Source organism: Frankia sp. AiPa1, from assembly GCF_023243075.1.
In the GTDB taxonomy this organism is placed as follows: Bacteria; Actinomycetota; Actinomycetes; order Frankiales; family Frankiaceae; genus Frankia.
Genome location: NZ_JALKFZ020000142.1, coordinates 38,672 through 63,278, shown reverse-complemented (window position 1 = coordinate 63,278; position 24,607 = coordinate 38,672). Strand labels below are relative to the sequence as shown.

At 69.8% G+C, this 24,607-nt stretch carries 19 protein-coding genes; 9 read left to right on the top strand and 10 right to left on the bottom strand.

Annotated features, from left to right (window positions below; all coding sequences use genetic code 11):
- Window positions 1-124: 124 nt before the first annotated feature.
- The 4 genes from MXD95_RS16020 to dnaA all read right to left on the bottom strand — a co-directional run bounded on the left by MXD95_RS16020 (window position 125) and on the right by dnaA (window position 5,859).
- Window positions 125-844, bottom strand: coding sequence for a DciA family protein (locus MXD95_RS16020; RefSeq protein ID WP_250641424.1), 720 nt, complete (start codon window positions 842-844; stop codon window positions 125-127).
- Window positions 834-2,111 (bottom strand): DNA replication/repair protein RecF, encoded by a 1,278-nt coding sequence (locus MXD95_RS16015; RefSeq protein WP_250641423.1) that lies wholly within the window; start codon window positions 2,109-2,111, stop codon window positions 834-836. Before MXD95_RS16015 ends, MXD95_RS16020 begins: the two co-directional genes overlap by 11 nt.
- Window position 2,112: 1 nt before the next feature.
- A complete protein-coding gene (gene dnaN, locus MXD95_RS16010; protein WP_250641422.1) occupies window positions 2,113-3,300 on the bottom strand; it encodes a DNA polymerase III subunit beta in 1,188 nt (395 codons plus the stop codon).
- A gap of 843 nt (window positions 3,301-4,143) precedes the next feature.
- On the bottom strand, window positions 4,144-5,859 hold the full coding sequence (gene dnaA, locus MXD95_RS16005) for a chromosomal replication initiator protein DnaA (RefSeq protein WP_250641421.1): 1,716 nt from the start codon (window positions 5,857-5,859) through the stop codon (window positions 4,144-4,146).
- A 715-nt stretch (window positions 5,860-6,574) separates the two neighbouring features.
- On the opposite strand from dnaA, the gene rpmH reads away from it, so the two are divergent.
- The 9 genes from rpmH to MXD95_RS15960 all read left to right on the top strand — a co-directional run bounded on the left by rpmH (window position 6,575) and on the right by MXD95_RS15960 (window position 15,239).
- On the top strand, window positions 6,575-6,712 hold the full coding sequence (rpmH, locus tag MXD95_RS16000) for a 50S ribosomal protein L34 (RefSeq protein WP_250641420.1): 138 nt from the start codon (window positions 6,575-6,577) through the stop codon (window positions 6,710-6,712).
- Window positions 6,713-6,742: 30 nt separating this feature from the next.
- Window positions 6,743-7,099 (top strand): ribonuclease P protein component, encoded by a 357-nt coding sequence (gene rnpA / locus MXD95_RS15995; protein ID WP_250641419.1) that lies wholly within the window; start codon window positions 6,743-6,745, stop codon window positions 7,097-7,099.
- Between the two features lie 167 nt (window positions 7,100-7,266).
- Window positions 7,267-7,698: a membrane protein insertion efficiency factor YidD gene (yidD, locus tag MXD95_RS15990; protein WP_308301507.1), complete on the top strand. Its 432-nt coding sequence runs from the start codon at window positions 7,267-7,269 to the stop codon at window positions 7,696-7,698.
- A 5-nt stretch (window positions 7,699-7,703) separates the two neighbouring features.
- Window positions 7,704-9,095 (top strand): membrane protein insertase YidC, encoded by a 1,392-nt coding sequence (gene yidC / locus MXD95_RS15985; protein WP_250641418.1) that lies wholly within the window; start codon window positions 7,704-7,706, stop codon window positions 9,093-9,095.
- A gap of 142 nt (window positions 9,096-9,237) precedes the next feature.
- Complete coding sequence (locus MXD95_RS15980; RefSeq protein ID WP_250641417.1) at window positions 9,238-9,792, top strand: Jag family protein; 555 nt, start codon at window positions 9,238-9,240, stop codon at window positions 9,790-9,792.
- Window positions 9,793-9,800: 8 nt separating this feature from the next.
- Window positions 9,801-11,891 (top strand): hypothetical protein, encoded by a 2,091-nt coding sequence (locus MXD95_RS15975; RefSeq protein WP_250641416.1) that lies wholly within the window; start codon window positions 9,801-9,803, stop codon window positions 11,889-11,891.
- A gap of 447 nt (window positions 11,892-12,338) precedes the next feature.
- A complete protein-coding gene (gene rsmG / locus MXD95_RS15970) occupies window positions 12,339-13,268 on the top strand; it encodes a 16S rRNA (guanine(527)-N(7))-methyltransferase RsmG (protein WP_374122048.1) in 930 nt (309 codons plus the stop codon).
- 208 nt (window positions 13,269-13,476) lie between these two features.
- Window positions 13,477-14,226 carry a ParA family protein gene (locus tag MXD95_RS15965; protein WP_480024080.1) on the top strand — a complete coding sequence of 250 codons (750 nt, stop codon included), beginning with the start codon at window positions 13,477-13,479 and terminating at the stop codon, window positions 14,224-14,226.
- On the top strand, window positions 14,223-15,239 hold the full coding sequence (locus MXD95_RS15960; protein WP_250641414.1) for a ParB/RepB/Spo0J family partition protein: 1,017 nt from the start codon (window positions 14,223-14,225) through the stop codon (window positions 15,237-15,239). Before MXD95_RS15965 ends, MXD95_RS15960 begins: the two co-directional genes overlap by 4 nt.
- Window positions 15,240-15,480: 241 nt before the next feature.
- Here MXD95_RS15960 and MXD95_RS15955 read toward each other — a convergent pair whose 3' ends face one another.
- From MXD95_RS15955 to MXD95_RS15930, 6 genes are all read right to left on the bottom strand, one after another.
- Entirely contained in the window at window positions 15,481-16,119 is a 639-nt protein-coding gene (locus MXD95_RS15955; RefSeq protein ID WP_250641499.1) for a GNAT family N-acetyltransferase, read from the bottom strand.
- A gap of 409 nt (window positions 16,120-16,528) precedes the next feature.
- On the bottom strand, window positions 16,529-18,055 hold the full coding sequence (locus tag MXD95_RS15950; RefSeq protein ID WP_374122046.1) for an N-acetylmuramoyl-L-alanine amidase: 1,527 nt from the start codon (window positions 18,053-18,055) through the stop codon (window positions 16,529-16,531).
- 504 nt (window positions 18,056-18,559) lie between these two features.
- Entirely contained in the window at window positions 18,560-18,886 is a 327-nt protein-coding gene (gene trxA, locus MXD95_RS15945; RefSeq protein ID WP_250641413.1) for a thioredoxin, read from the bottom strand.
- Window positions 18,887-19,009: 123 nt separating this feature from the next.
- A complete protein-coding gene (gene trxB, locus MXD95_RS15940) occupies window positions 19,010-20,062 on the bottom strand; it encodes a thioredoxin-disulfide reductase (RefSeq protein ID WP_374122045.1) in 1,053 nt (350 codons plus the stop codon).
- Between the two features lie 214 nt (window positions 20,063-20,276).
- Window positions 20,277-21,821 (bottom strand): RsmA family anti-sigma factor, encoded by a 1,545-nt coding sequence (locus tag MXD95_RS15935; protein WP_250641412.1) that lies wholly within the window; start codon window positions 21,819-21,821, stop codon window positions 20,277-20,279.
- Between the two features lie 493 nt (window positions 21,822-22,314).
- Entirely contained in the window at window positions 22,315-24,297 is a 1,983-nt protein-coding gene (locus MXD95_RS15930) for a protein kinase family protein (RefSeq protein ID WP_250641411.1), read from the bottom strand.
- Between the last annotated feature and the right edge of the window lie 310 nt (window positions 24,298-24,607).

Sequence of the window (24,607 nt, the reverse complement as noted above, 5' to 3'; positions counted from 1 at the left end):
GCGAGCGGGGGGATGGTGAACCCCCCTACCCGACCGGCGCATCGCGGCCTTCCACGCCGTCACGAGACGAGCCGTGCGAGATCATCGGGCCCGGCGGATCATACGTGGACTGCGCGGGGGTGGATCAGCCGTAGGTGTCACGAGGGCCGCGGCCGGAGGTACGGATCGGGCCGTGCTTCCAGGACGGAGCCGTCGGGCCACGCACGGTGATCCGCTGGACGACCTGCGGGCCCAGTTCCCGCCGCAGGGTCGCGAGGATCTGCGTGGACAGCATCCGCATCTGGGTGGCCCACGCCGTCGACTCGGCGACGAGCTCGAGGTGGCCGTCGCGCAGGGACGCCGGAGTGCAGTGCTCGGCGATGTCCGGCCCGACGATGACGTCCCATCGACTGAGCACACTCGCGTCCGCAGCCTGGTCCCGCCAACCGCGGGCGGCGAGCAGCCGGGTAACCGCGGCGCCAAAGGCCACCGGCTCACGCCACTGCCGGCCAGGGCGGGCGATCCCTGGCAACTGCGGTCGGCGCGCGGGCTGATCGTCGTCCCCCTCGGGTCGGCGGCGGCCCGAGCCGGCGAGCCCGAGCCCGCCGGGACCACCCGACCTACCGGGATGATCGGTATCGCCCACGCCGCCGGCGCCGGCGGACTCGTCCAGCGAGCCGGCGAGCGGGGCGGCGGAGCCAGGCCCGGCGGCCCCACGGTCTCCCCTGCCCTCGACAACCGGACGCCGGCCACGGGCACGTTCGCGGGCATCCCGCTTGGCCTGGGCCAGCACCTGCCGGGCAAGATCAGCACCGCGCGGGCCGTCTGCGGATGGGTCGCCCGCGGGTGGACCGTCAGTCGGCACGTCGGACCCCCCCATCCGCGACCAGGTAGCGGATACCCGCAAGCTCCGCCGGCACGTCGGCCTCGACGGCAGCCGTCACCAGCACCTGTTCCGCGGGAGCGACCAGCTCGGCGAGCCTGGCGCGGCGCCGCGCGTCCAACTCGGCGAAGACGTCGTCAAGCAACAGGACCGGCTCGCGGTCGTCGGCGCGCAGCAGCTCGAACGAGGCGAGCCGCAGGGCGAGCGCCAGTGACCAGGACTCGCCATGGCTGGCATACCCCCGGGCGGGCCGGCCGTTGACGGACAGCAGCAGGTCGTCGCGATGCGGTCCGACCAGCGTCATCCCACGTTCGATCTCGCGGTGCCGTGCGGCGGCGAGTGCCGCGAGGATCGCCTCGGCCAGCCGGGCTCGGTCGGGCAGCCGCGGCTGGCTCGCTGGCACGTCGGCGGGCAGATCCGGACGGATCGCAGGCGCCCGCGATCCAGATGAGCCGGCATCGGGGGGTAGTGCGGTGTCCGGTGGCAGTGCGGCGGCGGCGCCGCCCGACTCGGCGCCGGTGTCGAACGCGATGTCCTCGCGGTACTCGATGTCGCTGCGGTACTCGAGAGCGACGGGCACGCCCTCACCGGCGACAGCCTTGTAGGCGGAGGCGACCGCAGGCCGCAGCGCCTCGATCAGGGCCAGCCGGGCAGCGAGCACCTCGGCGCCGTGGGCGGCGAGGTAGCCATCCCAGACGTCCAGAGTGCGCAGGTCGCCGCGGCCGCCGGCGCGCCGGGCCGCCCCCGCGGTGCGCAGCAGGGTGGAGCGTTGCCGGACCACCCGGTCATAGTCGGTCAGCACCGCGGCCATCCGCGGAGCACGGGCGACGAGCAGATCGTCGAGGAACTGCCGTCGCCCAGCCGGATCCCCCTTGACCAGGGCGAGATCCTCCGGCGCGAACAGGACGGTGCACAGCAGGCCCAGGACGTCGCGGGCGCGCTGTACCGGCGCCCGGTTCAGCCGGGCCCGGTTCGCCCGGCCCGGCACGATCTCCAGCTCGACGAGCGCGGCCCGGTCCCCCCGGACGATCCGAGCCCGCACGATCGCGCGCTCCGCGCCCTCACGGACCAGGGCAGCGTCGGCGGTCACTCGGTGACTGGATAGATTCGCAACGTAACTGATCGCCTCGAGCAGGTTCGTCTTGCCCTGCCCGTTGCTGCCAACGAACGTGACCACCCCAGGACCCAGCGTCAGATCAAGTGCCGGGTAGGACCGGAAATCGACGAGGGACAGATGGGTGAGATGCACGTCACCCGTTGAGCCGGATCGGCATCAGCAGATACCGGTAGTCGGGGAGCTCGCCGCTGTCCTCGTCGGCCACCTTGCCGGTGAGGATCGCCGGCTTGTTCGCTGCGACGGTGGGGTCCTCGGCGCTGGCGAACCCGATCCGCACGACGTCGGACTCCAGCGCCCCGAGCGCGTCCAGCAGGTAAGACGGGTTGAACGCGACCGCGAGCTCCGGCCCGTCGTAGTTGACCGGCAGCGTCTCGGTGGCCTGGGCCTCACCGCCGGTGCCGGCCTCGAGCACCAGATGGTCCGGTGAGAACGACAGCTGTACCGGCGCCGTCTTCGCCGCGACCAGCGCCACCCGTCGGACGGCCTCCTGCAGCGGCGCGATCTCCAACTGGGCGATCAATGGGGAGCTGTCCGGCAGCAGCTTGCGAAACGGTGGGAACTGGCCCTCAAGCAGCCGGGTGGTGGTCTGCCGGGTGGAGCCCGCGAACCCGGCCAGCGTCTCACCGGACGGGCCGGCGCCCAGCGCGATCGAGACCTCCACCCCGGAGCCGGACAGCGACTTCGCCGTGTCCAGCAGTGTGCGCGCCGGCACCAGCGCCACCGCCGTCGGCGCCGCGCCCTCGGCCGTCTCGTCAAACTCGGCGGCGGGCCGCCACTTCAGCGTGCGCACCGCGAGTCGGTAGCGGTCGGTGGCTGCGAGGGTGAGGCTGTCCCCCTCGATCTCGATCCGCACCCCGGTGAGGACCGGGAGGGTGTCGTCTCGGCCCGCGGCGATCGCCACCTGCGCGACCGCGGCCGCAAAGGCCGATCCTTCGATGCGGCCGGTGATCGGTGGCATGGCCGGAAGCGTGGGGTAGTCGTCGACGGGAAGCATCGGCAGCGCGAACCGCGCGTTCCCACAGGTGAGGACGAGCCTGGTCCCGTCCACGGACAGGTCGACCGGAGCGGCGGGCAGGGCCCGGGTGATCTCGGCGAGCAGCTTGCCGTTGACGAGCCCCCGCCCCTCCTCTTCCACGGTCGCGTGCACGGTGCTCTGGGCGGCCACCTCGTAGTCGTAGGCGGCGACCTTCAGCATCGGCCCGGTGGCGTCGAGAAGGAGCCCCGACAGCACCTGCAGCTGAGTGGTCGGCCGGCTCGGCAGCGTGCGAGCGGTCCAGGCGACCGCCTCGGTGAATTCGTCCCGTTCCACCCGGAACTTCATGGTTAGCCCCTCCTGTCGTCCCCGCCGGCGTTCGGAGTCATCCCGTTGGGAACACCGATCAGCATCCCAGAGTGCCAGCCGACACCGACGGGCGGCCGGCGCCGGTTCGCGGGGCCTGCGGGAGCCCACAGCGTCGGCCTACCAGTGCCGAGCGGCAAGCGTTCGACCGCGAGCCGAATCCATGATCGCCAGTCGCTCAAGATCGAGAGCGAGTTGTCCACACCCCCTAGTACTTGCAGTTCTTGATCATTGAAAAATTGATTTTTAAAGTGGTGGTAGTAGGGGCTGTGGATTCTGGGGATAACTCGCGTTTTCGCAGGTCAGAGCCCTAGGAGGCCGGTGCAAAACCTGTGGGGATCGCTGTGGACTCAGCCAGTGGATATCCACATGCTCGGACGCCGTCCCCAGGGACCACTGCGTCCCTCCACAGGCTCTCCCGAGGTTGTCCACAGGCTGCCCACACCTCTTCCACCGGTTCGCCCCGCAGCTGTCCACAAGGTTTTCCACAAGCTGTGGGTGGAGCCACTATGTGAGCCCGACGGTTCTCCCGTTCCGTCGCACCGCGAGCCCGAGCGGCCTCACCCGGCCGCCGAGGCCTACTGGGCGACATCTGCGAGGCGCCGGATTCGGTCGGCGGGTGGGGATACCGCGCGGGTGGGGATACCGCGCGGCCCGTGGACACGGTCCGGTTCCCCGACGACTGGCCGCGCAGTCGGAAAGGGCCGACGTCACGAGTGGCTCTGCCGACTCGGGCGGCCAGAGGTGGTTCGGGAGGAAACGCGCGCAGCCGGACGAATCCGGATCAGGCCCTCGCCGGGTGTGTCAGGGTCTGGCCGGAGCCAGTCAGGGCTGGCGGGCCTGCAGGCGGATCCGGTTGGTGAGCTCGGTGACCTGGTTGTAGATCGCGCGTCGCTCGGCCATGAGGCCGCGGATCTTACGGTCCGCGTGCATGACGGTGGTGTGGTCACGTCCACCGAAGTGCTGGCCGATTTTGGGCAGCGACAGGTCGGTGAGCTCGCGGCACAGGTACATGGCGATCTGCCGGGCAGTCACCAGAACCCGGCTGCGAGAGGTGCCGCACAGGTCGTCCATCGAGACGCCGAAGTAAGCCGCGGTGGCGTTCATGATCTCAACGGCGGTGATGTCGGGGTTGCCGGCATCGGGGATCAGGTCGCGCAGCACGATCTCGGCGAGGGTGCGGTCCACATGGGACTTGTTCAGGCTCGCGAACGCCGCGACCCGGATCAGCGCCCCTTCGAGCTCACGGATGTTGCGCTCGATGTGCGTCGCGATGTACTCGAGAACATCCGGCGGCACCGGAAGCCGCTCGGTAGCGGCCTTCTTGGACAGAATCGCGATGCGCGTCTCGAGGTCGGGCGGGGTGATGTCGGTCATCAGGCCCCACTCGAACCGGCTCCGCAGCCGGTCCTCGAGTGCGGAGAGTTGCTTGGGGGAACGGTCGGAGCTGATGACGATCTGCTTCTCGCCGTCGTGCAGGACGTTGAAGGTGTGGAAGAACTCCTCCTGCGTCCGCTCCTTGTTCTCCAGGAACTGGATGTCGTCGACGAGCAGGACGTCGACGTCCCGGTAGCGGCGCTGGAAGGCCTGCTGGCGATCGTCTCGGATCGAGTTGATGAAGTCGTTGGTGAACTCCTCGGAGCTCACGTACTTCACCCGGGTGTTCGGGTAGAGCTTCAGGGCGTAGTGGCCGATCGCGTGCAGCAGGTGTGTTTTGCCGAGCCCCGAGTCGCCATAGATGAACAGCGGGTTGTAGGCCTTCGCCGGTGCCTCGGCGACGGCCACTGCCGCCGCGTGCGGGAACCGGTTGCTGTCGCCGATGACGAACGTCTCGAAGATGTACCGCGGGTTGAGCCTGGCCTGGGCCGGTTCGGTCTCGGCTGCCGGCGCCTCCCGGCCGAGGCCCGCCCCCACCCGCATCGCCGGCAGGGGCTCAGGCACCGGGTGGGATGACACCGAGTCGGGTGCTGCCGGACCTGACGGCGTCGAGCCGGGTGATGCCGAGTCGGGGAAGGGCAGCTCGCCGTTGACCGGCGCGGACGACGATGGTCCGCCGCCCGCCCGGCGTCCGCCCCGCTCGGCCTGACCCGCGTCCGGACCGCCCCGGCCGGCATCGGATCTACCACCTCGCGAGCCGCTTCCGAGCGCCGTGCCAGCGGCAGGCAGGGACTCGGGGCCGCTCTCCCCTGGTCGGATGATCCGAATGGGGCCGCTCATCGGCTCCGGGTCGGGCAGGTGCTCGACGGTGACCGCGACCCGGATCTCACGTCCATAAGCTGTGGACAGAGCTGTGGACAAGAATGGGCGAAGCCGCGAGTCAAGGAGTTCCTTGGTGAACTCGTTGGGCGCGGCGAGCAGCGCCGTGTCCTGCACAAGGCCAAGCGGGCGGGTCAGCCGCAGCCAGGCCCGCTGCTGGGCGGACAGCGCGCCGTCCGCGACCCCGGAGACTGCCTGGCGCCAGACCGCGGCCAGATCCGGATCACCCGCCGGTTCGTCCCCGAATGGCAGACCGGCGACGGAGTCGGCGCTGGAGTTGGACACGGGGGCTCCTCGGGCAGTTCGGTACGGTTTGCGAGTCGTGCTGTCCCACCTGTGGGCGGGTAGGCCGCGGAAACTCCTGTAGTCCCGGTCCGGCGGCGGCGGAGAGACGTCGTCCCGATGGTTCTCCACATGGTCGTCCACAACCTGTGCATGGCCGTCGTAGGGCCTCCGGTGCGGCGTACCGGACGCCGACCTCGCGAGAGGACCGTCGCTCCCGGCCCTGGTCGCCGGCCGCCGCGCAGCCGCGACGATCGCCTTCTCCGCAGGCGTTTTCCACAGGTCAGGGGCTAGGTGTGAAGCTAGGGAGCACGCGTCCGGGCCGATCTCGCATGGTCCGGCGCCCGCGTATGCGTCATGTTGCCCTCTGGATCGTAAGGTGTCGGCGCACCCGCCGTGCCGGCGCCGTCGGTATGGCGACCGCTGCTCATCGGTACGGTCGGCCAGCGACTCGGCCCACGGGCCTCGACGGATGCCGTGGCATTTGCTTGCCAGCAGTTACTGATTCGACCGGCTGCGTGGGGCGCGGGTGGTTGAGCTCGCCCGCGCGGATCCGGCCGGCGGGCCAGCGTGGGCGTCGGCATGTGTACGCTAGGTCGAACCGCGGTGTTAGACCGCTTCGTTTGTCGTGGGATGTGCCAATGCGGGCCGTGTGGAGGTCCGTCCCCGCGGCTGCGAAGATCACCGCCCGCGTCCACCCTGCAGACGGAGTTCTCACGTGAGCAAGCGCACCTTCCAGCCGAACAACCGTCGGCGGGCCCGCACGCACGGGTTCCGGCTGCGGATGCGGACCCGTGCCGGTCGTGCCATCGTCTCCGCCCGCCGACGCAAGGGCCGCAGCGAACTCTCCGCCTGACGGCGGGTTCCTGCCGCCCCTTGGTTGATCATGCTTCCCGCGGGTTCCCGTGTCCGGACGAGGGTTGAGCATTCCCGTGTGGGCTCCGCGGGCCGACGGACGCGTTCCGGCCCACTGGTTGTCCACAGCCTGTGGACAACCAGTGGAGATCAGCCGCGGGCTGGTTTTGTCGTCGGTCGCCGGGTGGGTAAGGCTGTTGTGCGCAACCAGGTGCGACGCAGGCTCCGTGAGCAGATGCGGGTCCGGTTGGCTCAGCTCCCGCCGGGGACCATGCTTGTGGTGCGTGCACTGCCGGACGCCGCCACCGCCAGCTCCGACCGGCTTGGCCGGGCCCTGGACGACGCGTTGGCGCGGGCCGTGCCCTCCGTGGGTGGTGGTACCCCGTGACGGGATGGTCTGGTGCCGCCGTGGCCCTGCTCGTGGCCGCGGCCGTCGACCTGCTTCTGGCCAGCCGGCCGGTCGGTTGCCGGCTGCCCCAGCTGGCCCGTACCTCCACCGGAGCAGTGCGAGGGCCGCTGGCCTGGGCGTGCGCTTGCCTGGTTCGGCTGTACCGGATGGCGCTGTCCGGCCGCAACGCGGGCATGTGCCGATTCGAGCCGTCCTGTAGCGCCTACGCGTTGGAGGCCGTGTGCCGCCACGGAGCGGTGCGCGGCGCAGCGCTCGCGCTCGTTCGTCTGCTGCGCTGCCAGCCGCTGTCGGCCGGTGGGTATGACCCGGTACCCGGGGGCCCGGCTCCGGGGCGGGGTGGCCGGTATGACCCGGGAGCCGACAGCGAGTCAGATGATCTCCCGCCGATGGTGGGACCAGCTGCGACCACGCGGTGGGAACCATCGCCGGGTTGCGGGTCGTTCGCGAGCCCAGAAGGGTGGCGCACGTCGATGCGCCCGGTACCGAAGCGTCGCCCCGCGGGCGCGGCCGTCCGCCGAGTGAGGGGACGCGGGCCGAGATCGTCAGTTCCGGTCGCGGACCGTGGGCGTGAGGAGTAGGAACGTTGCTGGATCCCCTTTATCATCTTGCCGCGAACGCGATCGTCTTCTTCCACAAGGGCTTCGGGCCGATCTTCGGTGAGGACAGCTTCTTCGGCTGGGCCTTCTCGGTTGTCCTGCTCGTCGTCTGCGTGCGCCTGCTGATCTTCCCGCTGTTCGTCAAGCAGGTGAAGTCACAGCGCACGATGCAGATGATGCAGCCCCGGATCAAGGAGATCCGGGAGAAGTACGGGCATGACAAGCCCCGTATGCAGCAGGAGATCATGGCGCTGCAGAAGGAGCACGGCAATCCGCTGCTCGGCTGCCTGCCCATCGTGCTGCAGATCCCGTTGTTCATCTCGCTGTTCCACGTCTTCACCCACCTGGCGCCGATCAACGGGCAGTGGAAACCCCGGGTCGGGCTCTCCGCCACCCAGGTCGAGCAGATTGCCTCGGCCAAGGTGGCCGGCATCTCTTTGGCGAGCTCCTTCAACTCGGACTCCAAGCTGGTCGAGCTGCTCAACATCAACACCACTCATGTCAGGATCCTCGCGGTCATCCTGATTGTGTTGATGAGCTGCACGACCTACCTGACCCAGCGGCAGATCATGAGCCGCAACGGCCCGGTGGATCCGCAGCAGGCACTGGTCCAGAAGATCCTGCTCTATGGTTCGCCGATCATGCTCGCCGTGTTCGGCTTCCGGTTCCCGATCGCGGTGCTGCTCTACTGGTTGACCACGAACCTGTGGAGCATGGGGCAGCAGTTCTTCGTGATCAAGAAGATGCCTCCGGTCAAGCCGCTGACGGCTGGCGGTCGCCTTGCGGGTGCGCGTGCGTCCGGCGACGCCGAGGCAGCGACCCCGGCTCGACCGGCACCCGGCGTGCGGGCGGGTGCCAAGTCGAAGAACCGTCCCAAGGCGTCCGGTGCCGGTGCCGGTGCCGGTGCAACCAGTCTTACCAAGGCAACCGGTAGCGCCGCGGCGTCCTCCGGTGCGGCGGCGAAGTCCGGACAGGTGTCCTCGACGGCTCCTCCCGGCACCCGTTCCCGTAGCGGCTCCGCGCGCACGGCGAAGGGAGCCGCGGGCTCCGCGGCCGCGGCTGATGGCGCGACGAGTTCGACGGACCCGCAGGCGCCGGCGGCGTCCGCTGCCACGACCAGCGGGGAGGCTCCGACGGCCGGCACGACTGGCCGCTCGGCGAATCCCTCGGCGAGATCGGGCGGGGGCCGGTCGAAGCAGTCTGGGCGAGCGGCGGCGGCACACACGGCCGACAATGGAAGCGATCCGTCGGCGCCCGGTGCGTCCGCGGAGAGCACCGGGCGGCCCGCACCGGTGCCGGCAGGTGTGCGCCGCCAGGTCGGCGGCTCTCGACCAGCCAAGAAACGCGGCAAGGGCAAGCGGCCCGGCGGGCGCCGTTGACCGGGCCGGTGGCCGGACCCGCGCCCGGGCGAGGTCGGCTTGGCCCCGGGGAGACTCTCGCCCGACACCCCGATTACGTTATCGGGCGGGGGCATCCCGTAATCTCGGCTCCGCCGCCCCCCGTTCCCCTGGAGAAGCACTGATGACCGGTTCGGCACCCGACCTGGCTGTGGATGGAGCCGGAGTCACCGACGAGCACGCCTCATCCGAGGGTGAGTTCAGCACGCAGGAACGACGCATCGCCGATCTCGAGCAGGAGGGCGAGGTCGCCGCCGACTACATCGAGGGCCTGCTGGACATCATCGACATGGATGGTGACCTCGATCTGGACGTCGAGAGCGGCCGGGCGGTGGTGGCCGTGGTCGGCGACGGGCTGGACAAGCTGATCGGGAACGGCGGCGAGACGCTCGAGGCACTGCAGGAACTCACCCGGCTCGCCGTCCTGCAGAAGACCGGCGGCCGTAGCCGGCTGATGCTGGACGTCGGTGGCCATCGGGCCCGGCGGCGTGTCGAGCTCCGCCACATCGCCACGAAGGCAGCACAACAGGCCCTCGAACAGGGCAAATCCGAGACGCTTGCGCCGATGACCCCGTTCGAACGCAAAGTCGTCCATGACGTCGTCGCCGAGATCGACGGTGTCCACAGCGAGTCCGAGGGTGAGGAGCCCAGCAGGCGGGTCGTCATCCTGCTCGACTGACGGCCGCCGTGCGGGACCGTTGTTCCCGGCGCGCGGCAGCGCTCGCCGCCGGTGCCGTCGCCGCGGTCCTCGTCGGCGTGCTGTGCCTGCTGCGGGACTACCTGATCCGGCCCTTCTGGTATGACGAGATCTGGCGGGCCCATGTGGTCAGCGAACCCGCCAGGTCGTTGTGGGCCGAGCTCGGGGTGGCGAACACCCCGTCCGCGCTCGGCTGGCTCGGCGTGACCCGGCTGTTCGGGGACGCGTTCGGCTGGCACAGCTGGTCGCTGCGGCTACCTGGTTTCCTTGCGGTACCCCTGCTCGGCGTGGCCATCGTGCTTGTGGCCAGTCGCTATGCCGGGGCGGTCACAGCTGTCCTCGCCGCCGGCTGGATCTGTCTGAACTCGACTTTTCTTGACCTGGCGACCCAGCTCAAGCCCTACGCGCTCGAGACGTTGGCGTCCGCCGTCATCCTCATCCTGTGGGCGGGAGACCACCTTCCGACCGCCGCGCCGGCCTCTCTGACCGCCGCGCCCACCGCCCCGCGGACCGACCAGCCGGGCCCGCCGCCACGGGAAGGGGCGGACCGGGGTCCCCAGGCACGAGTGCCAGCGGGACGGGACGCCGAAGGTGTGAAGGCGGCACGCCTGGTCCGGCGGACGGCGGCCGGCCTTGTCGCCTTGTTCTCCGTTCCCGGGATCTTCGTGATCGCGCCGCTGTCGGCGCTGGATCTGTGGCGAGGTCCACGCCGCCGTGCGCGTCTACTCGAGTGCCTACCCGCCCTGGCACTCGTCGGCGTGCACACGGTGGTCTTCGTTGCCCACCAGTCCAGCCAACGCAACGGCGTCTACTGGGATCAGCAGTTCCTGGCCGGCCGAGGCCCCTTCGCCGCGCTGCGGTTCATCGCCGAGCAGATCCGCTTCACTCTCACCGGCTCCCCGCCGGGCATCGACCGTTTCGACCCGAGTCTTGTGCATGGCTCCGTCCCCCTCGGAGCGTCCGGCCCGCTGCTGACTGTGTTGCTCGCGCTCGTGATCCTCGGCGGCGCCGCGGTCGGGACGCGGACTCTTGCCCGTCGGCCGGACGGGCGGCAGCTCCTGGCGGCGCTCGGCGGTGCGGAACTGATGATGCTCGGGGCGAGCGCCGGGCGGTACTGGCCCTTCGGCCCGACCCGGACGAACCTCTTCATCGCTCCGATGATCGTCGTTGTGGTCATGGTGGGCTTCGGGCGGGTGATTCGACGGCTTGTGCTGGTCGTGAACCGAGAATTCCCCGGCAAGGGGCCTGAGGCGGTTGCTGACGGCCCCACCGTCGTCATCCCTACCCCGAGTAAACCCACACTCGAAGTCGAACCGTCACATTCAGTGCCTATCTCCCGGTCTGGGTCTTCCGCGGTTCCTCTTCCGGCCGAGACCGCGCGTGCCTTCCCGAGTAGTCCCCCGCCGACGATCAGCCGACTCGGTGCGACGCTGCCCGGGGGCGCGTCGCCGCCCCGTGCCGGCCGGCCCCACGTCGCGCTGCCCGGCCTCGCCCTGGCGGCTGCTGCCCTGCTCGCGCTCCTCGGTTCCGGCGCACTGCTCGCGGCGAACTCCACTGCCGGTGCCCGGCTGGTCTGGGATCATCGCGACCGTACGCGCGGCCTGGACCTGATGGTGGACGCCGCGATTGCCACCCGGCGGGCCGCACGGTCGGGCGATGTCGTGGCCGTCGGCGGGCGCCTTGCCCGTCCTGGCTGGTTGTACGCGATGGAGGCCAGCGACGACGGAGCTCGTGACCCGGCTGATCTGCCGCCGGTGCAGTCCGCGCATCGCGCCGGCGCGCCCGTCAGCCTGAGCCGATCCGGGTTCACGGACGGACCGTCCCGGATTGCCCGGACCGACACGATCTTCTTCGGCGGATCCGTAAGCCCCTTGGCGACTCAGCTCAACGCGCGACGCGTTGCGCCGCGCGGGCTGCTCGTGTTCGTCATCGATATCGAGAGTCGCGAGCTGGCCGGTGAAGTGGCCGCGTTGCCCCGGGCCGGCTGGTGTCCGGCCCGAAGCTGGACGTTCCGCCTGACCGGAGTCCTGACCCGGTACGACCGGTGCGCGGCCGGGGGCACAGCATCCGGACGTCGGTGAGGCTCGCTTGACGCTTGACGCTTGACGCTTGAGGCTTGACGCCTGACCAGCGCGCCAGCGGTGAGCTCTCTGGCCGTGCTATCCGACCGGTCTCTTGAACGACCAGCCGCTCCAGCGGCTGCCTGTTGCGGAGCCGGGCAGTCAGGCTCGGCCATCGTCATCTGCTACCCGACCGACATGCTGATAGGTGCCGAGCTCGCGGGTATGGGCGTCCTGGGCGGCTGTCGGCGCCCTCGAGTATGGCGGTCGCCAGATGGCCGGACGAGTCGAGGATGCTGGTCGGGTGTGCGGTTCATCGTCTTCGTTCTCGGTGCCCGCCGCGGTTCTCGCCGCGGGCCTTCCTCAGTGCTGCCGACCGCCGGTCGTTGCGAGCAGGCCGACGCGACCTGGTGCTAGTCCATCCGTCGGTGCCGGCTACCCGGTCAGGCCAACCCGGTCAGGTGTGCGATGAGTGACGTGGGCCGCAGGTCCGACCCTCCTCGGGCACCGATAGCAACCGCCCGCCTGGATTCCTCGGATCAGCCGACCCCCCCGGCTCCTACCTTCCCCTCGACGTCGCCGTCCGACGAAGCTCCGCTCCCCCCATCGGGCCAGCCCGAGTGCGCGGTTCCGCCGATCGCCGCCGAGATTTTTGGCGCCAGGATTGCGCAAGCGGTGCGGTATACCGAACTGCTGGCCACCGTTGGGGTGGAACGCGGGCTGATCGGCCCCCGGGAGACCGACCGGCTCTGGGCCCGCCACGTGCTGAACTGTGCGGTGCTCGCGGAGGTCGTGCCGGACGGTGCCGACCTCGTCGATGTGGGTAGCGGGGCTGGGCTGCCCGGAATTCCGCTTGCGCTTGCACGCCCGGATGTGCAGGTCGAGTTGCTCGAACCCATGCAGCGACGGTGCCAGTTTCTGCTCGAAGTGGTGACCGCGCTCGGTCTGGAAAGTCAGGTTTCGGTGCGGCGCGGCCGCGCGCCGGATGCCGGAATCGGCCCGGACAGTCGTAGATTCGGGGTGGTCGTCGCTCGCGCGGTTGCCCCGCTCGAGCGGTTGGGTGCAATCCTCCTGCCGATGTTGCAGCCGGGTGGTGTCATGCTGGCGATGCGCGGTTCGAGGATCCTGGCAGAGCTGCAGGACGCGCGCGGCAGTCTCGGAACCCAGGGTTGGCATCCAGTGGATGTCGTGGTGTGCGGGGAGGGCCGGGTGGACGAACCCAGCCGAGTCCTGCGCGCCGTGCGGGCATCCCAGCTCACCCGGGCCGAGAGTAAGAAAGGGCGCGGCGACGGTGAGCGACACGATGGCAGACAGGCCAGACGAACGGCGCGAGACTCACGGCAGTCACGAGAGGCCGGCCGTGACCGGCCGACACGTGGGCAGTCTCGTTCCACGTGAAACAGTGTTGATCGGTCGGGACGGATCGACGGGTGGGGCCGCACGGAACTATGGGTCCGCGCGGTCCCCGCTGGATCCACCGGACCGGTCGACCCCGATCGGAGCGGCGGCGGCAGCAGCAGTGGAAGCCTTGGCGGCAGAACGACGACAACCATTCCCCCGACCCACCCAGCGGCGCATCATCTCGGTCGCCAACCAGAAGGGCGGGGTGGGCAAGACGACGACCACGGTCAATCTGGCTGCGGCTCTGGCTTCGAATGGCGTGCGGGTTCTGGTAATCGATCTTGATCCCCAGGGCAACGCGTCGACGGCACTCGGGATCGACCACCACACGGGTGTTCCCTCGATCTACGAGGTGCTGCTGGGCGACCGCCCGCTCGACGAGGTGGTCGTGGCGTCCGGGGAGGCGCCGTCCCTGTACTGCGCTCCGGCGACCATCGACCTCGCTGGGGCGGAGATCGAACTGGTGTCCCTGGTCGCCCGGGAGAACCGGTTGCGTCGGGCTATCGCGAGCATTCAGCGGGAGGTCGACTATGTCTTTATTGACTGCCCGCCCTCTCTCGGCCTCCTGACCGTCAACGCGCTGGTCGCCGCGCGGGAACTGCTCATCCCGATTCAGTGCGAGTACTACGCGCTGGAAGGCCTTGGCATGCTGCTGCGCAATGTGGAGCTCGTACAGGCACATCTGAACCAGGACCTGCGCCTGTCGACGATCCTGCTCACGATGTACGACTCGCGCACGAGACTGGCGGACCAGGTCGTCCAGGAGGTCAAGGAGCACTTTGGCGAGCGGGTTCTGGGGACCACCATCCCGCGTAACGTCCGGCTTGCCGAGGCCCCGAGCTATGGCCAGTCGGTTCTGACCTACGACCCGACATCGCGCGGTTCCCTGTCGTATCTCGCCGCAGCACGAGAGCTGGCCGAGCGTGGCGCCGCGCCGAACGGGATGCCACGGTGAGCGCTCGCCGTGGAGGGCTTGGGCGTGGGCTCGGCGCTCTGATACCCGTCGGGCCCCCGCCCGAGGAAGGCCGCGAGATCGGTCGCTCTGACGGCGACGTCTACGCCGACTACTCCGGCCGCGGCCGCGGCGGCTACGGGGCACATGGTGGCCGGGCCGACGGGTTGGACGACGAGGTCGGTCCCCTGCCAGTGCACGGCGCCACGTTTCGCGAGCTTCCAGTCGGCGTCATCGACCCCAACTCCCGTCAGCCCCGTACTAACTTCGACGAGCAGTCCTTGGAGGAGCTGGCCGCGAGCCTGCGGGAGGTCGGGCTCCTTCAGCCGGTCGTGGTGCGCCCAGCCGCGGAGGGCCGCTTCGAACTTGTCATGGGTGAGCGGCGTCTGCGAGCGTCCCAGCTCGCCGGATTGACCGTTATCCCGGCGATCGTGCGGGAGACCTCGGACGATGCGATGCTCCGCGATGCCCTGCTGGAGAATCTGCACCGCCAGCAGCTCAACCCGCTGGAGGAGGCGGCGGCCTACGAGCAGCTGCTTGCGGACTTCGGGGCAACCCACGAGGAGCTCGCCGGGCGTCTAGGCCGCTCCCGCTCGCATGTCTCGAACACCATCCGCCTGCTGGGGCTGTCGCCGGCGGTGCAACGGCGGGTGGCGGCCGGAGTGTTGTCTGCGGGACACGCGCGGGCGCTGCTGTCTCTGCAGGATTCCGATGCCCAGGATCGGCTGGCCACCCGGATCGTGGAGGAGGGCCTGTCGGTTCGGTCGGTGGAGGAAATCGTCGCCCTGGGCGAGGACACAGCACGCAAGAGGGCGCCGCGCGGGCCCCGAGCGCCATCCCCCGCGCTGTCTCGGTTTGCCGAGCAACTCTCTGACCGGTTCGAGACCCGAGTGAAGGTCGACATGGGCCGCAGCAAGGGAAAAATCACCGTCGAATTCGCCTCGATCGAGGATCTGGAGCGCATCGTGGCAGTGATGTCTTCAGGGAGCGCGACGGAGAACCTTCCCCTCTCGTAGCGCCGGAGACATGTGGCCGGCGTCAGATGGAGGGCGAAGTACGGTCTGCCGCTAGCAAGGTGGGACCGAAGCGACTAGCAGGCCCGGCATGCCGCCGGTGGCGGCGTCGCTGCCCACTGAGTTCCGATGCGTGCGGGACGCGAGGAGGGTGACCAGAAGCCAGGGTTGCCCTTCGGGCCGTGGGTATCGATGTCCACCTCGCCGGCCCGGTAGGCGACCGGGCCGGCGAGGTGGACAGGCATCACGCTGGGTTGCTGGCTTGGCCCACCTTGCGAAGTACCCCCTCTGGCGTCATCGATCCGAGTAGACGTTCCAGGGCGACTTCGACATCCTCGCGCCAGCTGATGACGTTCTTCACCTCGAGACGCAGCCGCGGCCAGCGGTGGTGTGGTCGTACGGTTTTGAACCCGACCGACAACAGATACTCGGCCGGGACCACGCACCGGGTGTCCGAGTTCTGTAGATCGCCGAATGCCTCGATCGCCTTGAATCCGCGACGATGGATCTCCTTGGCAACCGCCTGCGTGAGGATGCGACCGAGACCCTGCCCTTGGAACTCCTCGACGATGAGTGCGGTCATGAGAAGCACGGCGTCGGCTGAGACGGGACTGGTCGGAAACGCGGCGGACCGGGGTACGTACGCTGGCGGTGCGAACATCACGAAACCAGCGGGTAGATCATCCATATAGACGATCTTTCCGATGCTGCCCCACTCGAGGAGCGCAGAGGAGACCCACGCCTCCTTCTCGATGTCCGAGGCGCCCGCCTCTTCGGCCCTGCTTCGGGCAACCGGATCAAGTTCCCAGAACACGCATCGACGGCAGGGAAGTGGCAGATCGTCGATGTTGTCCAGGGTGATGTTCGCGATGCGACGGCTCATCGAAAGGGCTCTCCAGCGGTCGGCCACCGGACCGTCGCCTCGATCGTTGGACAGGCGGCGGCATACGGACTCAGCCTAAGCTCGTCAGCCAGGATCACGGGCAGACTGATGGGCAAGTTTCACGTGAAACCACTCTCCCTCGCTCCGCATCGGCGCGAGGCGATCCAGTCCGCCCACCTGGGCGCGGGCCTTGCCTCGGGCGACGGAGGCGCCCGGAACGCGGTCGGGTCGATGGGCCGACGGACCACGCTGGTGTAGCGATGGCTCGGTGGTATCCCGGGGGAGGCGGACCCGCGCAGCGCTCGATTCGCAACCCATCGAGCAGGTCGGAATCCATCGAGCAGAATCCATCGAGCAGGGATGAGTCGGGTGGCAGTGACTGCGTTGCGGTGGCCGGTGAGCCGTGGATTCAGCTCCGCCCCGCGACGCGAGGAACGTGAAGCTGGCCCGTGGGTGCATCCATCTCGGGGGGCAGGAACAGTCGCTGGGTTGCAGCCAGGACAGCCTCGGCCACCGCAGACAGGAACTGTGTGGTGCCGAGAGCGCGTGCGTCCTGCTCGTTGGTGAGATAACCGAGGTCCAGGCGAACAGCCGGCATTCGAGTTCGGCGCAGCAGGTCCCAGGCTTTGGGGTGGGTCCGGCAGTCCTGCATGCTGGTACGCGAGACGATCTCACGCTGGACCAGCTGGGCGAAGCGCTCGCCTACCGCCGACGACCCGCGGGTCGTGCCGTAGTAGTAGGCCGAGACTCCCTGGGCATGCCGCGAGTCGCTGCCATCGGTATGCAGCGAGATCAGCAGATCGGCCTCAAGGGAGTTGGCGCGTGCGGCGCGTTCCTGTTCGGTCAGCGACTCGTCCGGGGCATGGATGAGAACCGACTCCAGTCCCGAGTCGATCAGCCTGGTCGACAGGCGGTCGGCCAGATCGGCCATGAGGTCGCGCTCGCACAGCCCGTTGCAGGCGACTCCGGTGTCACCGCCGCCGTGACCGGGATCCAGCGCGATGACGACGCCGAGCAGAGAGGAGCCACGGGCGAGGAGACGGACCGATTCGCGCAGCACATCCGGACGACCGCCGGTCACTGTCCGCCGAAGGCGCTTGAGTTCACGCAGAGTGTGCGGTCCGCACCGACCGTCGGATGCCAGGCCGCGGTTGCGCTGGAACTCCCGCACAGCGCCCTCGGTCCGCGGACCGAAGATGCCGTCTGTGCGTCCGACATCGAAGCCCATGTTGGACAGCCGCTCCTGCAACGCGGCGACATCGTCCCCGGCAAACGGGTGCGCGGGGCTGTGGTAAAGCAGACGGTCGCCCAGATTGCGCCGGGCCTCCTCAAGAGAGCGCGCGCTGTCAGGCCCGAGGATTCCATCGACGGACAGGCCTCGGCTCTGCTGGAACGCGCGTAGGGCGCGGTCGAGCGAGAGGTCGAATCGGTCAGCAGGAACAACTGGCGCGGCAGGAACGGTGGATGGGGCAGGCGTTGCCACCGGTGCGTCTCGAGCCAGCCCCAGCTTCGAGCCTGGGCTCTGGGTAGTGGCTGAGCCCGCGCCCGGATCCCGGGGAATGCCCGGGTCCGTGGATGCGGCCTGGTCCGAAGTCGTGGCCAGACCCTTGGAAGCGGCTGTGCCCTGAGATGTGGCCGCGTCCAGGGATGTGGCCACATCACGGGTTGTGGCTGTGCCCGGGGAGACGCCTGAGCTCTGGTACGCGGCGGTGTCCGGCTTCGTGGGGCTGGTCGGGGAATCGGGTGAGATACCCGTCGTGGAGCCCGAGCCCGGGCCCGAGGCGGATCCGTCGGGCGGGGCTGCTGGATCGGCGCCGGCCCGCTCCGCACTCCCGCTGATCTGCCGAGGAGTCGCGGGGAGAAAACCGAGATAGGTCAGGGTCGCCCGGACTTCGGCGACGGCGGGTTCCTGGTCTCCCAGTCGCAGCAGCTTCACGACGTTGAACCTTTCAGCTTGGCCGCCCCCACAGTGCTCTCGGTGCCTCCGTGGCTCGGAGCACACCGCGTCGAAGAACTGCTCCTCGACCGAGGATTGCTGGATCTGCTAGATCTCAAGCCTAGGGCATGCAGGTGTGGTCCCGACCGGCCAGGAACGGAAACCTCCGGGACTGCCCGTTCGAGGCGCTGCCGCGTGGGACGACGTGAAGGTTCTGTTCGTGTCGGCGGCTGAAGACCCCCTCACCGAAGGACAGCCCTACTGAAAGACCGTCCCGCCGGACGCCAACGGCCCGCCGACACCGAGAACAGGGCGGCGGGCCGTTGGGTGGCGCGGGGTGCGGAGAGCCCGAACAGGCGCAGGTGGGACGCGGGGCTACCGGTTCTCGGAGTGCCCTGGGCCGTCGAGGAGCGAGGGTTCCCCGGCGCGCAGGTCGTCGTCGGGATGCCGTGGCCGTCGAGGCGCGGCGTCGACCTGTGCTGAGATTCCGGTTGTACTGGGCCGTCAGATGTACTGGGAGAGGTCGCGCAGCAGTGCGGCCTTCGGCTTGGCGCCGACGATGCTCTTGTCGACCTCGCCCTTCACGAAGACGGCCATGGTCGGGATCGACATGATCTGGTAGTTCCGCGCGGTCAGCGGGTTCTCGTCGATGTTGAGCTTGACGATCCGCAGCTTGTCACCGTACTCCTTGGCGATCTCCTCCAGCACCGGCGCGACCATCTTGCACGGACCGCACCACTCGGCCCAGAAGTCCACCAGAACCGGTAGCTCGCTCTCGAGCACCTCGGTGGCGAAAGTGCTGTCGGTGACGGGAACAGTGTTTCCTGCCATGGCTGATCTCCCTGCTGAATCTCGTGAATCACGGGGATGGATGGGACGTCGGAATGGAGGGGATCGAGGTCATGGTGGACCTCGAGACCGAAGGGGTGTCAAGAGTGTGACGGAGGGTGATGGTCAGGCCGGCTGGGACTGCGGGGCACGCGGAGCCACTTTGGCCGCCTCGCCCGATACGGCCGTAGCCGGGCCTTCGGCGGCCGCGACGAATCGTTCCGCGTCGAGCGCGGCGGCACATCCGGTTCCCGCCGCCGTAATCGCCTGCCGGTAGACGTGGTCGACCACATCGCCGCAGGCAAACACGCCGTCGATGTTGGTCCGGGTGGTGGGGTGAGCGACCCGGACGTAACCGGCGTCGTCGAGGTCGAGCTGATGACGGACAAGCTCAACGCGCGGTTCATGGCCAATGGCCACGAAAAGACCGGTCACCGAGAGCTCATCGGTCTGCCCGGTGACGGTGTCCCGCAGCCGGACGCCCGCGAGCTTGTCCTCGCCGAGCAGCTCGGTGACCTCCGTGTTCCACCGGAAACGGATCTTCTCGTTGGCGAACGCCCGCTCCTGCATGATCGCGCTGGCGCGGAGCTTGTCACGGCGGTGGATCAGCGTGACGGACCGGGCGAAACGAGTCAGGAAGGTGGCCTCCTCGATCGCCGAGTCGCCACCGCCGACGACCGCGATGTCGTGGTCGCGGAAGAAGAAACCGTCGCAGGTCGCACAGGCTGACACGCCGCGGCCGAGCAACCGGTCCTCGTCCGGCACGCCCAGCTTGCGATAGGCCGAGCCGGTGGCGATGATGACCGTACGCGCCCGGAAGGTCTGGTCCTCCACCTTGACGATCTTCGGCGTCGCGGTGAGGTCAACCTCGGTGACGTCGTCGGGTACGAGCTCCGCGCCGAACCGTTCCGCCTGTTTGCGCAGATTTTCCATCAGCTCGGGGCCCTGGATGCCTTCCGGGAATCCCGGGAAGTTTTCCACCTCGGTGGTGTTCATCAGCGCGCCACCGGCGGAGATCGCGCCTTCGAGGACGAGCGGCCGCAGGTTGGCCCGAGCCGTGTAGATCGCGGCCGTGTACCCCGCCGGCCCTGAGCCGACGATGATGACGTCGCGCACGTCGCCGACGGGCGCTCCCTCACCGTGGCTACCTGCGCTCTGGACCTGCTGCTGGGCTGTCACACCCGCTCCTTTCACAATGCGTGATCCCGGTGGACCCTCGGATGCACCTGCCGGTTCGCTTCAGGCCCGCTTGCCTTGGTCGCTGGCCTGGAACGGACGGTGGCCTCATCCGCGAGACCGGGTCCGACAGCGACAACGGACTTCGACGGCATCTGATTCCATCGTGTCCCCGCCGGTGGTGCACGAACTGCGCAGTGTCGTGATCGTGGCCGCGCTACCCGCGCTGGGCGATCACGTTGTAGAGCGGTGCGGTCGACGAACTGGTCATCCCACATGCGGAGTCCACCACGAGCAGGCGGGCGGAGGAGGGCTGGCTCGGCACGGAAAGCACGATCAGCACGGCGGGCTGGCTGTCGTAGTTGACCAGGTCGACTCCGAGGATCGAGCCGCCGGTCTGGGCCAGCAGGCTCTGGTAGCAGGTGCGCAGATCAGGTGTGTCCAGCAGCGCCCTCAACCGGCCGGCAGCGGCGGCCCGCGTGAACGCCCGCACCTCGGTGGCCACTCTGGCCGGCTCCGCAACCCCGGCCGACGCCGCTACTTCAGCCGCTGCGGATCCCCGCGCGGTGGGCTGGGCACGGTCGGCGGCAACAGACTGGCGGCCTGCGGCGGTGGATACCGGTGCGGCGGCGCCGACCACGGGCGTGCCGGCAAGACCCAGCGACAGCGCCATCGAACCGGTGATACCGCCGTCGAGCAGTGCGTCCCCGTGGCGCACGATGTTCGCCGGCGCGAGGGCCGCCCGACTGTCGGCCATCATCGTCATCGACGAAGCCGCCGACCGCCCGACCTGGGCGGCGCGCGCGGCCTGGCCCTTGGGGATCGTCGAGGTGGCGACTCCGCTCCGCAGGTCGTGTAGGGCGAACAGGGCAGCCCCGAAGGTGAGGAAGGCGACGCAGACGGCGGCGATGGAGACCCAGTCGCGCCCTCCCGAGCCCGGATCACCCTCGCTCACTGCCCCCCGGTCCGGACGACGACTGCCCGGCCGTGGCCGGGCGAGAGACGCCCGCCTGCGCGAACCGGATCTGCCGAACACCGGGCGGGAGGCCGACTTGGTCCGCCGCGCCGGACCTGGTCGCTGCTCGCGGGCGGGGTGGCGCAACCCGTCCGATGGCGGAGTTGGCCTCGGCAGGTCGACGCCTGATGGCGCAGTGGGGCCTGATGCCGACGCGGGGCTTGGCGCTGTCGAGGAGCGCGGCACCGTGGACGCCTCGGCGGATGCCGGTGCCGGGGCCACGGTGGGCTGCGAGGGTGGCGCGGATGGAGAAGCGGGGGGAGACGTTGTGGCCGCTTCGGCCGTCGATGCGTGCTCCGGCGCGGACCCTGATGAAGGGGCTGGCCCCGGTTCCGCGGACGGGCGTGGCGCCTGGGCGGAGCGGGGCGCGGTCGAAGCGGGCGGTATCGACTCCGAGGCCTCAGAGGGAGGCCGCGCGGCGTCGGATGCGGCCGTCACGCGGGTGGCGAGCGCGGCCTGAATCCGCTCGGCGACATCGCCGGGCATCGTCATGGTCGCGAGGCGGGACAGCTCCGAGCGGACCCGGCGCAGCGCCGCCACTGATTCCCGGCAGACCGGACAGGCCTCGATGTGCTCGCGGGTCGAGCGGGCGACCGGCTCGCCGCCAGCGGCCGCGTCGAGCATCTCCACGTCCGGGTGGCGCAGCGGGCCGCGACCTCGCCGGCTGAGGGAACGGCTGCCGAGGGAGAAGGCAGGACGGCCCTGCGTCGCGCGGGGCTGGTCGTCATGCGGATCGGTCGCCCCCATCGGTCACCTCCTCCGGCAGGTCGGTGCGCCAGCGGGTCGTCGCGGGCATCCGGGTCGTCGCGGTTCTTGGCGCCGCGGGGACCGGGCGGGGGCCCGTCGATCCCGCTGTGCCGTGCTACTCCCTCCTTCCAGACGGTGGGAGACGCTCCCGGGTTCCCCGGAAGACCCGACCGGCGCTTGTTCTACGCCGTGTAGATGCTGGTCAGGTCTCCGATTTCCGGCCGCCTTTCACCAAGTGGGGGCACCATCCACTGCTCGATCGGGCCGGCATCACAGCCCCTGGGGTGCCGTCGGCGGATGGTCCGAACGGGTGGGCCACCTCCGGCCTGGACGGACGCCGACGGTCACGGTCACGGGCACGGTCACGGGCACGATGCGCGGCCGGCAGCCACGAACCGCCTCCGGCCGGCCCGGCACACGCCTTCGGCCGACTGGGGCCTCGGTCATCACCCCGGGACAGAGCGTCATAGTGCCCGAACTGTGGGGGGCACAGTCAGGATCGGAAAGTGATCTCCGCGATGGCGCCGCGGTACGGCTTGCCATCGGCAGGCGCAGGCGAGACCAGTGGTAGGGAGGTTATCCACAGCACCCAGTGCTGGGCCGGTGTGAGGTCTGAAGGCATGGGCAGGGTCACCGTCCCGGTGTCGGCCCTGGACACGATGGGTTTGGAATAGCCCTCGATCGAGTCGGGCTCGGTGGAGGCGCTGCGCACCTCGAACGACACCGGGCCGCCGGAGACCTGGACGGTCACCGACGTGGGACTGACGGCTCGGCCGAAGTCCAGGGCCAAGCCCACACCCGGCTTGAGGCTTCCGAAGTCCGCGGTCGTGTAGCCCTCGGTGTGCCACACCGTCGCCGAGTTGCCGTCGATGGCGTTGTTGACCTCGTTCGGTCGCTCGGAGCCGTCTCCGCGGTCGGCAGGTGGATCGAACGACTTGATGCCCTGCGGCTTCAGCACAGCGCCGGTCGGGACAACCTGGCCTGGAGCCGTGGCGCCGGGTGGGGTTCCATTGTGCTTCTTGTCGTCGCCGTGCAGCGCGACCACCGCCACCACCGCGACGACGATCACGATCACGACGAGGGTGATCCAGGGTAGCGCCCGGCCCAGGGACGACCCCGAGCGGCCGCCGCCGCCACGCCCGTCATGACGGGCTGGGCCGCGCTCGCCAGGTGGGTAGCCGCCCCGGCCGGGGGGGTACCCGCGGTCAGCCCGGTCGTAGCCCCCGCGCGGGTCGTAACCGCCGCGCGGGCCGCTCGGGTACCCGCCCCGGGTGTCGTAACGGCTGTCCCGAGCCGGCTGCCCCGGCCCGGGATAACCAGTGGTGTCGGTGTAACGGCCATGCGCCGGATAGTCCGATGCCACCTGGTAGGCGGAGTCGAACTGGTCGACGTCCATCGCCTCGGTGCTGGCGGGGGTGTCGCCGAGGCTCATCAGGCCGGTGTCGAGCACGGCGTCGACAGGGCTGATCGACTCAAGCTCGTCGACGAGTTCGGCCGCGGTGGCGATCGGCTCGCCGGCTCGATCGTCACCGAGGGCCGCCATCGTGATGGCGTCGAGGTCGCGCGGCACGGTGTGGGTGACCTGACGCGGGGTGCGTAGCAGGCCACCAGAGCGCGGCGCGGTTGGCAGTACCGGGTCACCATCGAGCGGCCAGTGCCCGGTGAGGCCGGCGTAGAGCAGACCGCCGAGGGCACGCAGGTCCGATGCGGCGGCATCCTCGTCGGAGTCCGCACTGCTACCACTGGAGGCCGTCACTCTGGTGGCCTCGGGGTCGGTCCGCTGGTCCGCCTGGCCGTCCGCCGGCTGCGCGCTGGACGGCCCCGGCCCGCCGGCCCGCTCCAGCTCGGCGAGCACCCTGCCGATCTCCAGATCGATGATCTTTACTGTGCCGTGGCTGGAGACGATGACGTCGCCGGGGTTGAGGTCGCCGTGGTGGATGCCGCGCTCGTGCGCGGCGGCGATCACCCGGGCGGCGGCGAGCACCACCGCGCCGGCCTGCTCCGGGCGCAGCGGGCCCTGTGCGGTGAGCTGGCGTAGGGTCCGGCCGTCCACCCATTCGGACACGACGTAGGAGATGCGGCGGGAACCGGTGGTGGTCGTGGTGGCGTCGTAGGTGGACGCGGCGCCTGGATGCACCAACCGACCGGAGTTGATGGCCGCGGCGAGCAGCCGGCGGGCCGCCTGCTCATGGTCGACCTGCTCATGACCGGCATGGGCGGACGCGTCACTCGGGCCGAGCAGGTCGTGTTCCACGATGCGGACCGCGACTGGCCGGGTGAGCACGTTGTCGTCCCCGCGCCACAGTGTCACCGGGCCGCGGGTCGTCAGCGCGGACCTGAGGCGGTAGCGGCGGTCGAGGACCGTCTCGGCGAGCACCGCGGTACCGGCGGGCGCGCCGGAACCCGGTGGGCCGGGAACGCCCGTCGTCAGATCTTCGACGTCCCCAGCCTGCGGTCGGTTGTTTCCGTCGACCACAGCGCCTCCGTCGTCCACGGGCCCGACGAGGACGATCCGGTGTCGGGCTTCCCTACCTCACCCGGGCAGGGTTCCGCCCAGCGTGCCGCAGGCGCAGGCCCCACATTTCCTCGTCACGGCACTCGTCGCGGCGCCACCGACGCTACCGGTGGGACGCTGCGCCTGGTTCACCGGCGACGTTGGACGGGGCCCGCGCACAGCGTGTCCAGTGTACGAGGGCGGCCCGAGGATCTCGCGCATGTCTTGGGACAACTCGCCCTTGTGCACCGGCTGTGACGGGTGGGGCCGATCCGGTCCGACCGCCCGGCCG

Coding starts and splice junctions, on each gene's coding strand:
- trxA (WP_250641413.1), bottom strand. CDS start 18,886: ATGGCAGGAAACACTGTTCCCGTCACCGACAGCACTTTCGCCACCGAG.
- MXD95_RS15980 (WP_250641417.1), top strand. CDS start 9,238: ATGACCGGTTCGGCACCCGACCTGGCTGTGGATGGAGCCGGAGTCACC.
- dnaN (WP_250641422.1), bottom strand. CDS start 3,300: ATGAAGTTCCGGGTGGAACGGGACGAATTCACCGAGGCGGTCGCCTGG.
- yidD (WP_308301507.1), top strand. CDS start 7,267: ATGGCGCTGTCCGGCCGCAACGCGGGCATGTGCCGATTCGAGCCGTCC.
- rsmG (WP_374122048.1), top strand. CDS start 12,339: ATGAGTGACGTGGGCCGCAGGTCCGACCCTCCTCGGGCACCGATAGCA.
- MXD95_RS15935 (WP_250641412.1), bottom strand. CDS start 21,821: ATGGGGGCGACCGATCCGCATGACGACCAGCCCCGCGCGACGCAGGGC.
- MXD95_RS15955 (WP_250641499.1), bottom strand. CDS start 16,119: ATGAGCCGTCGCATCGCGAACATCACCCTGGACAACATCGACGATCTG.
- rnpA (WP_250641419.1), top strand. CDS start 6,743: ATGCTTCCCGCGGGTTCCCGTGTCCGGACGAGGGTTGAGCATTCCCGT.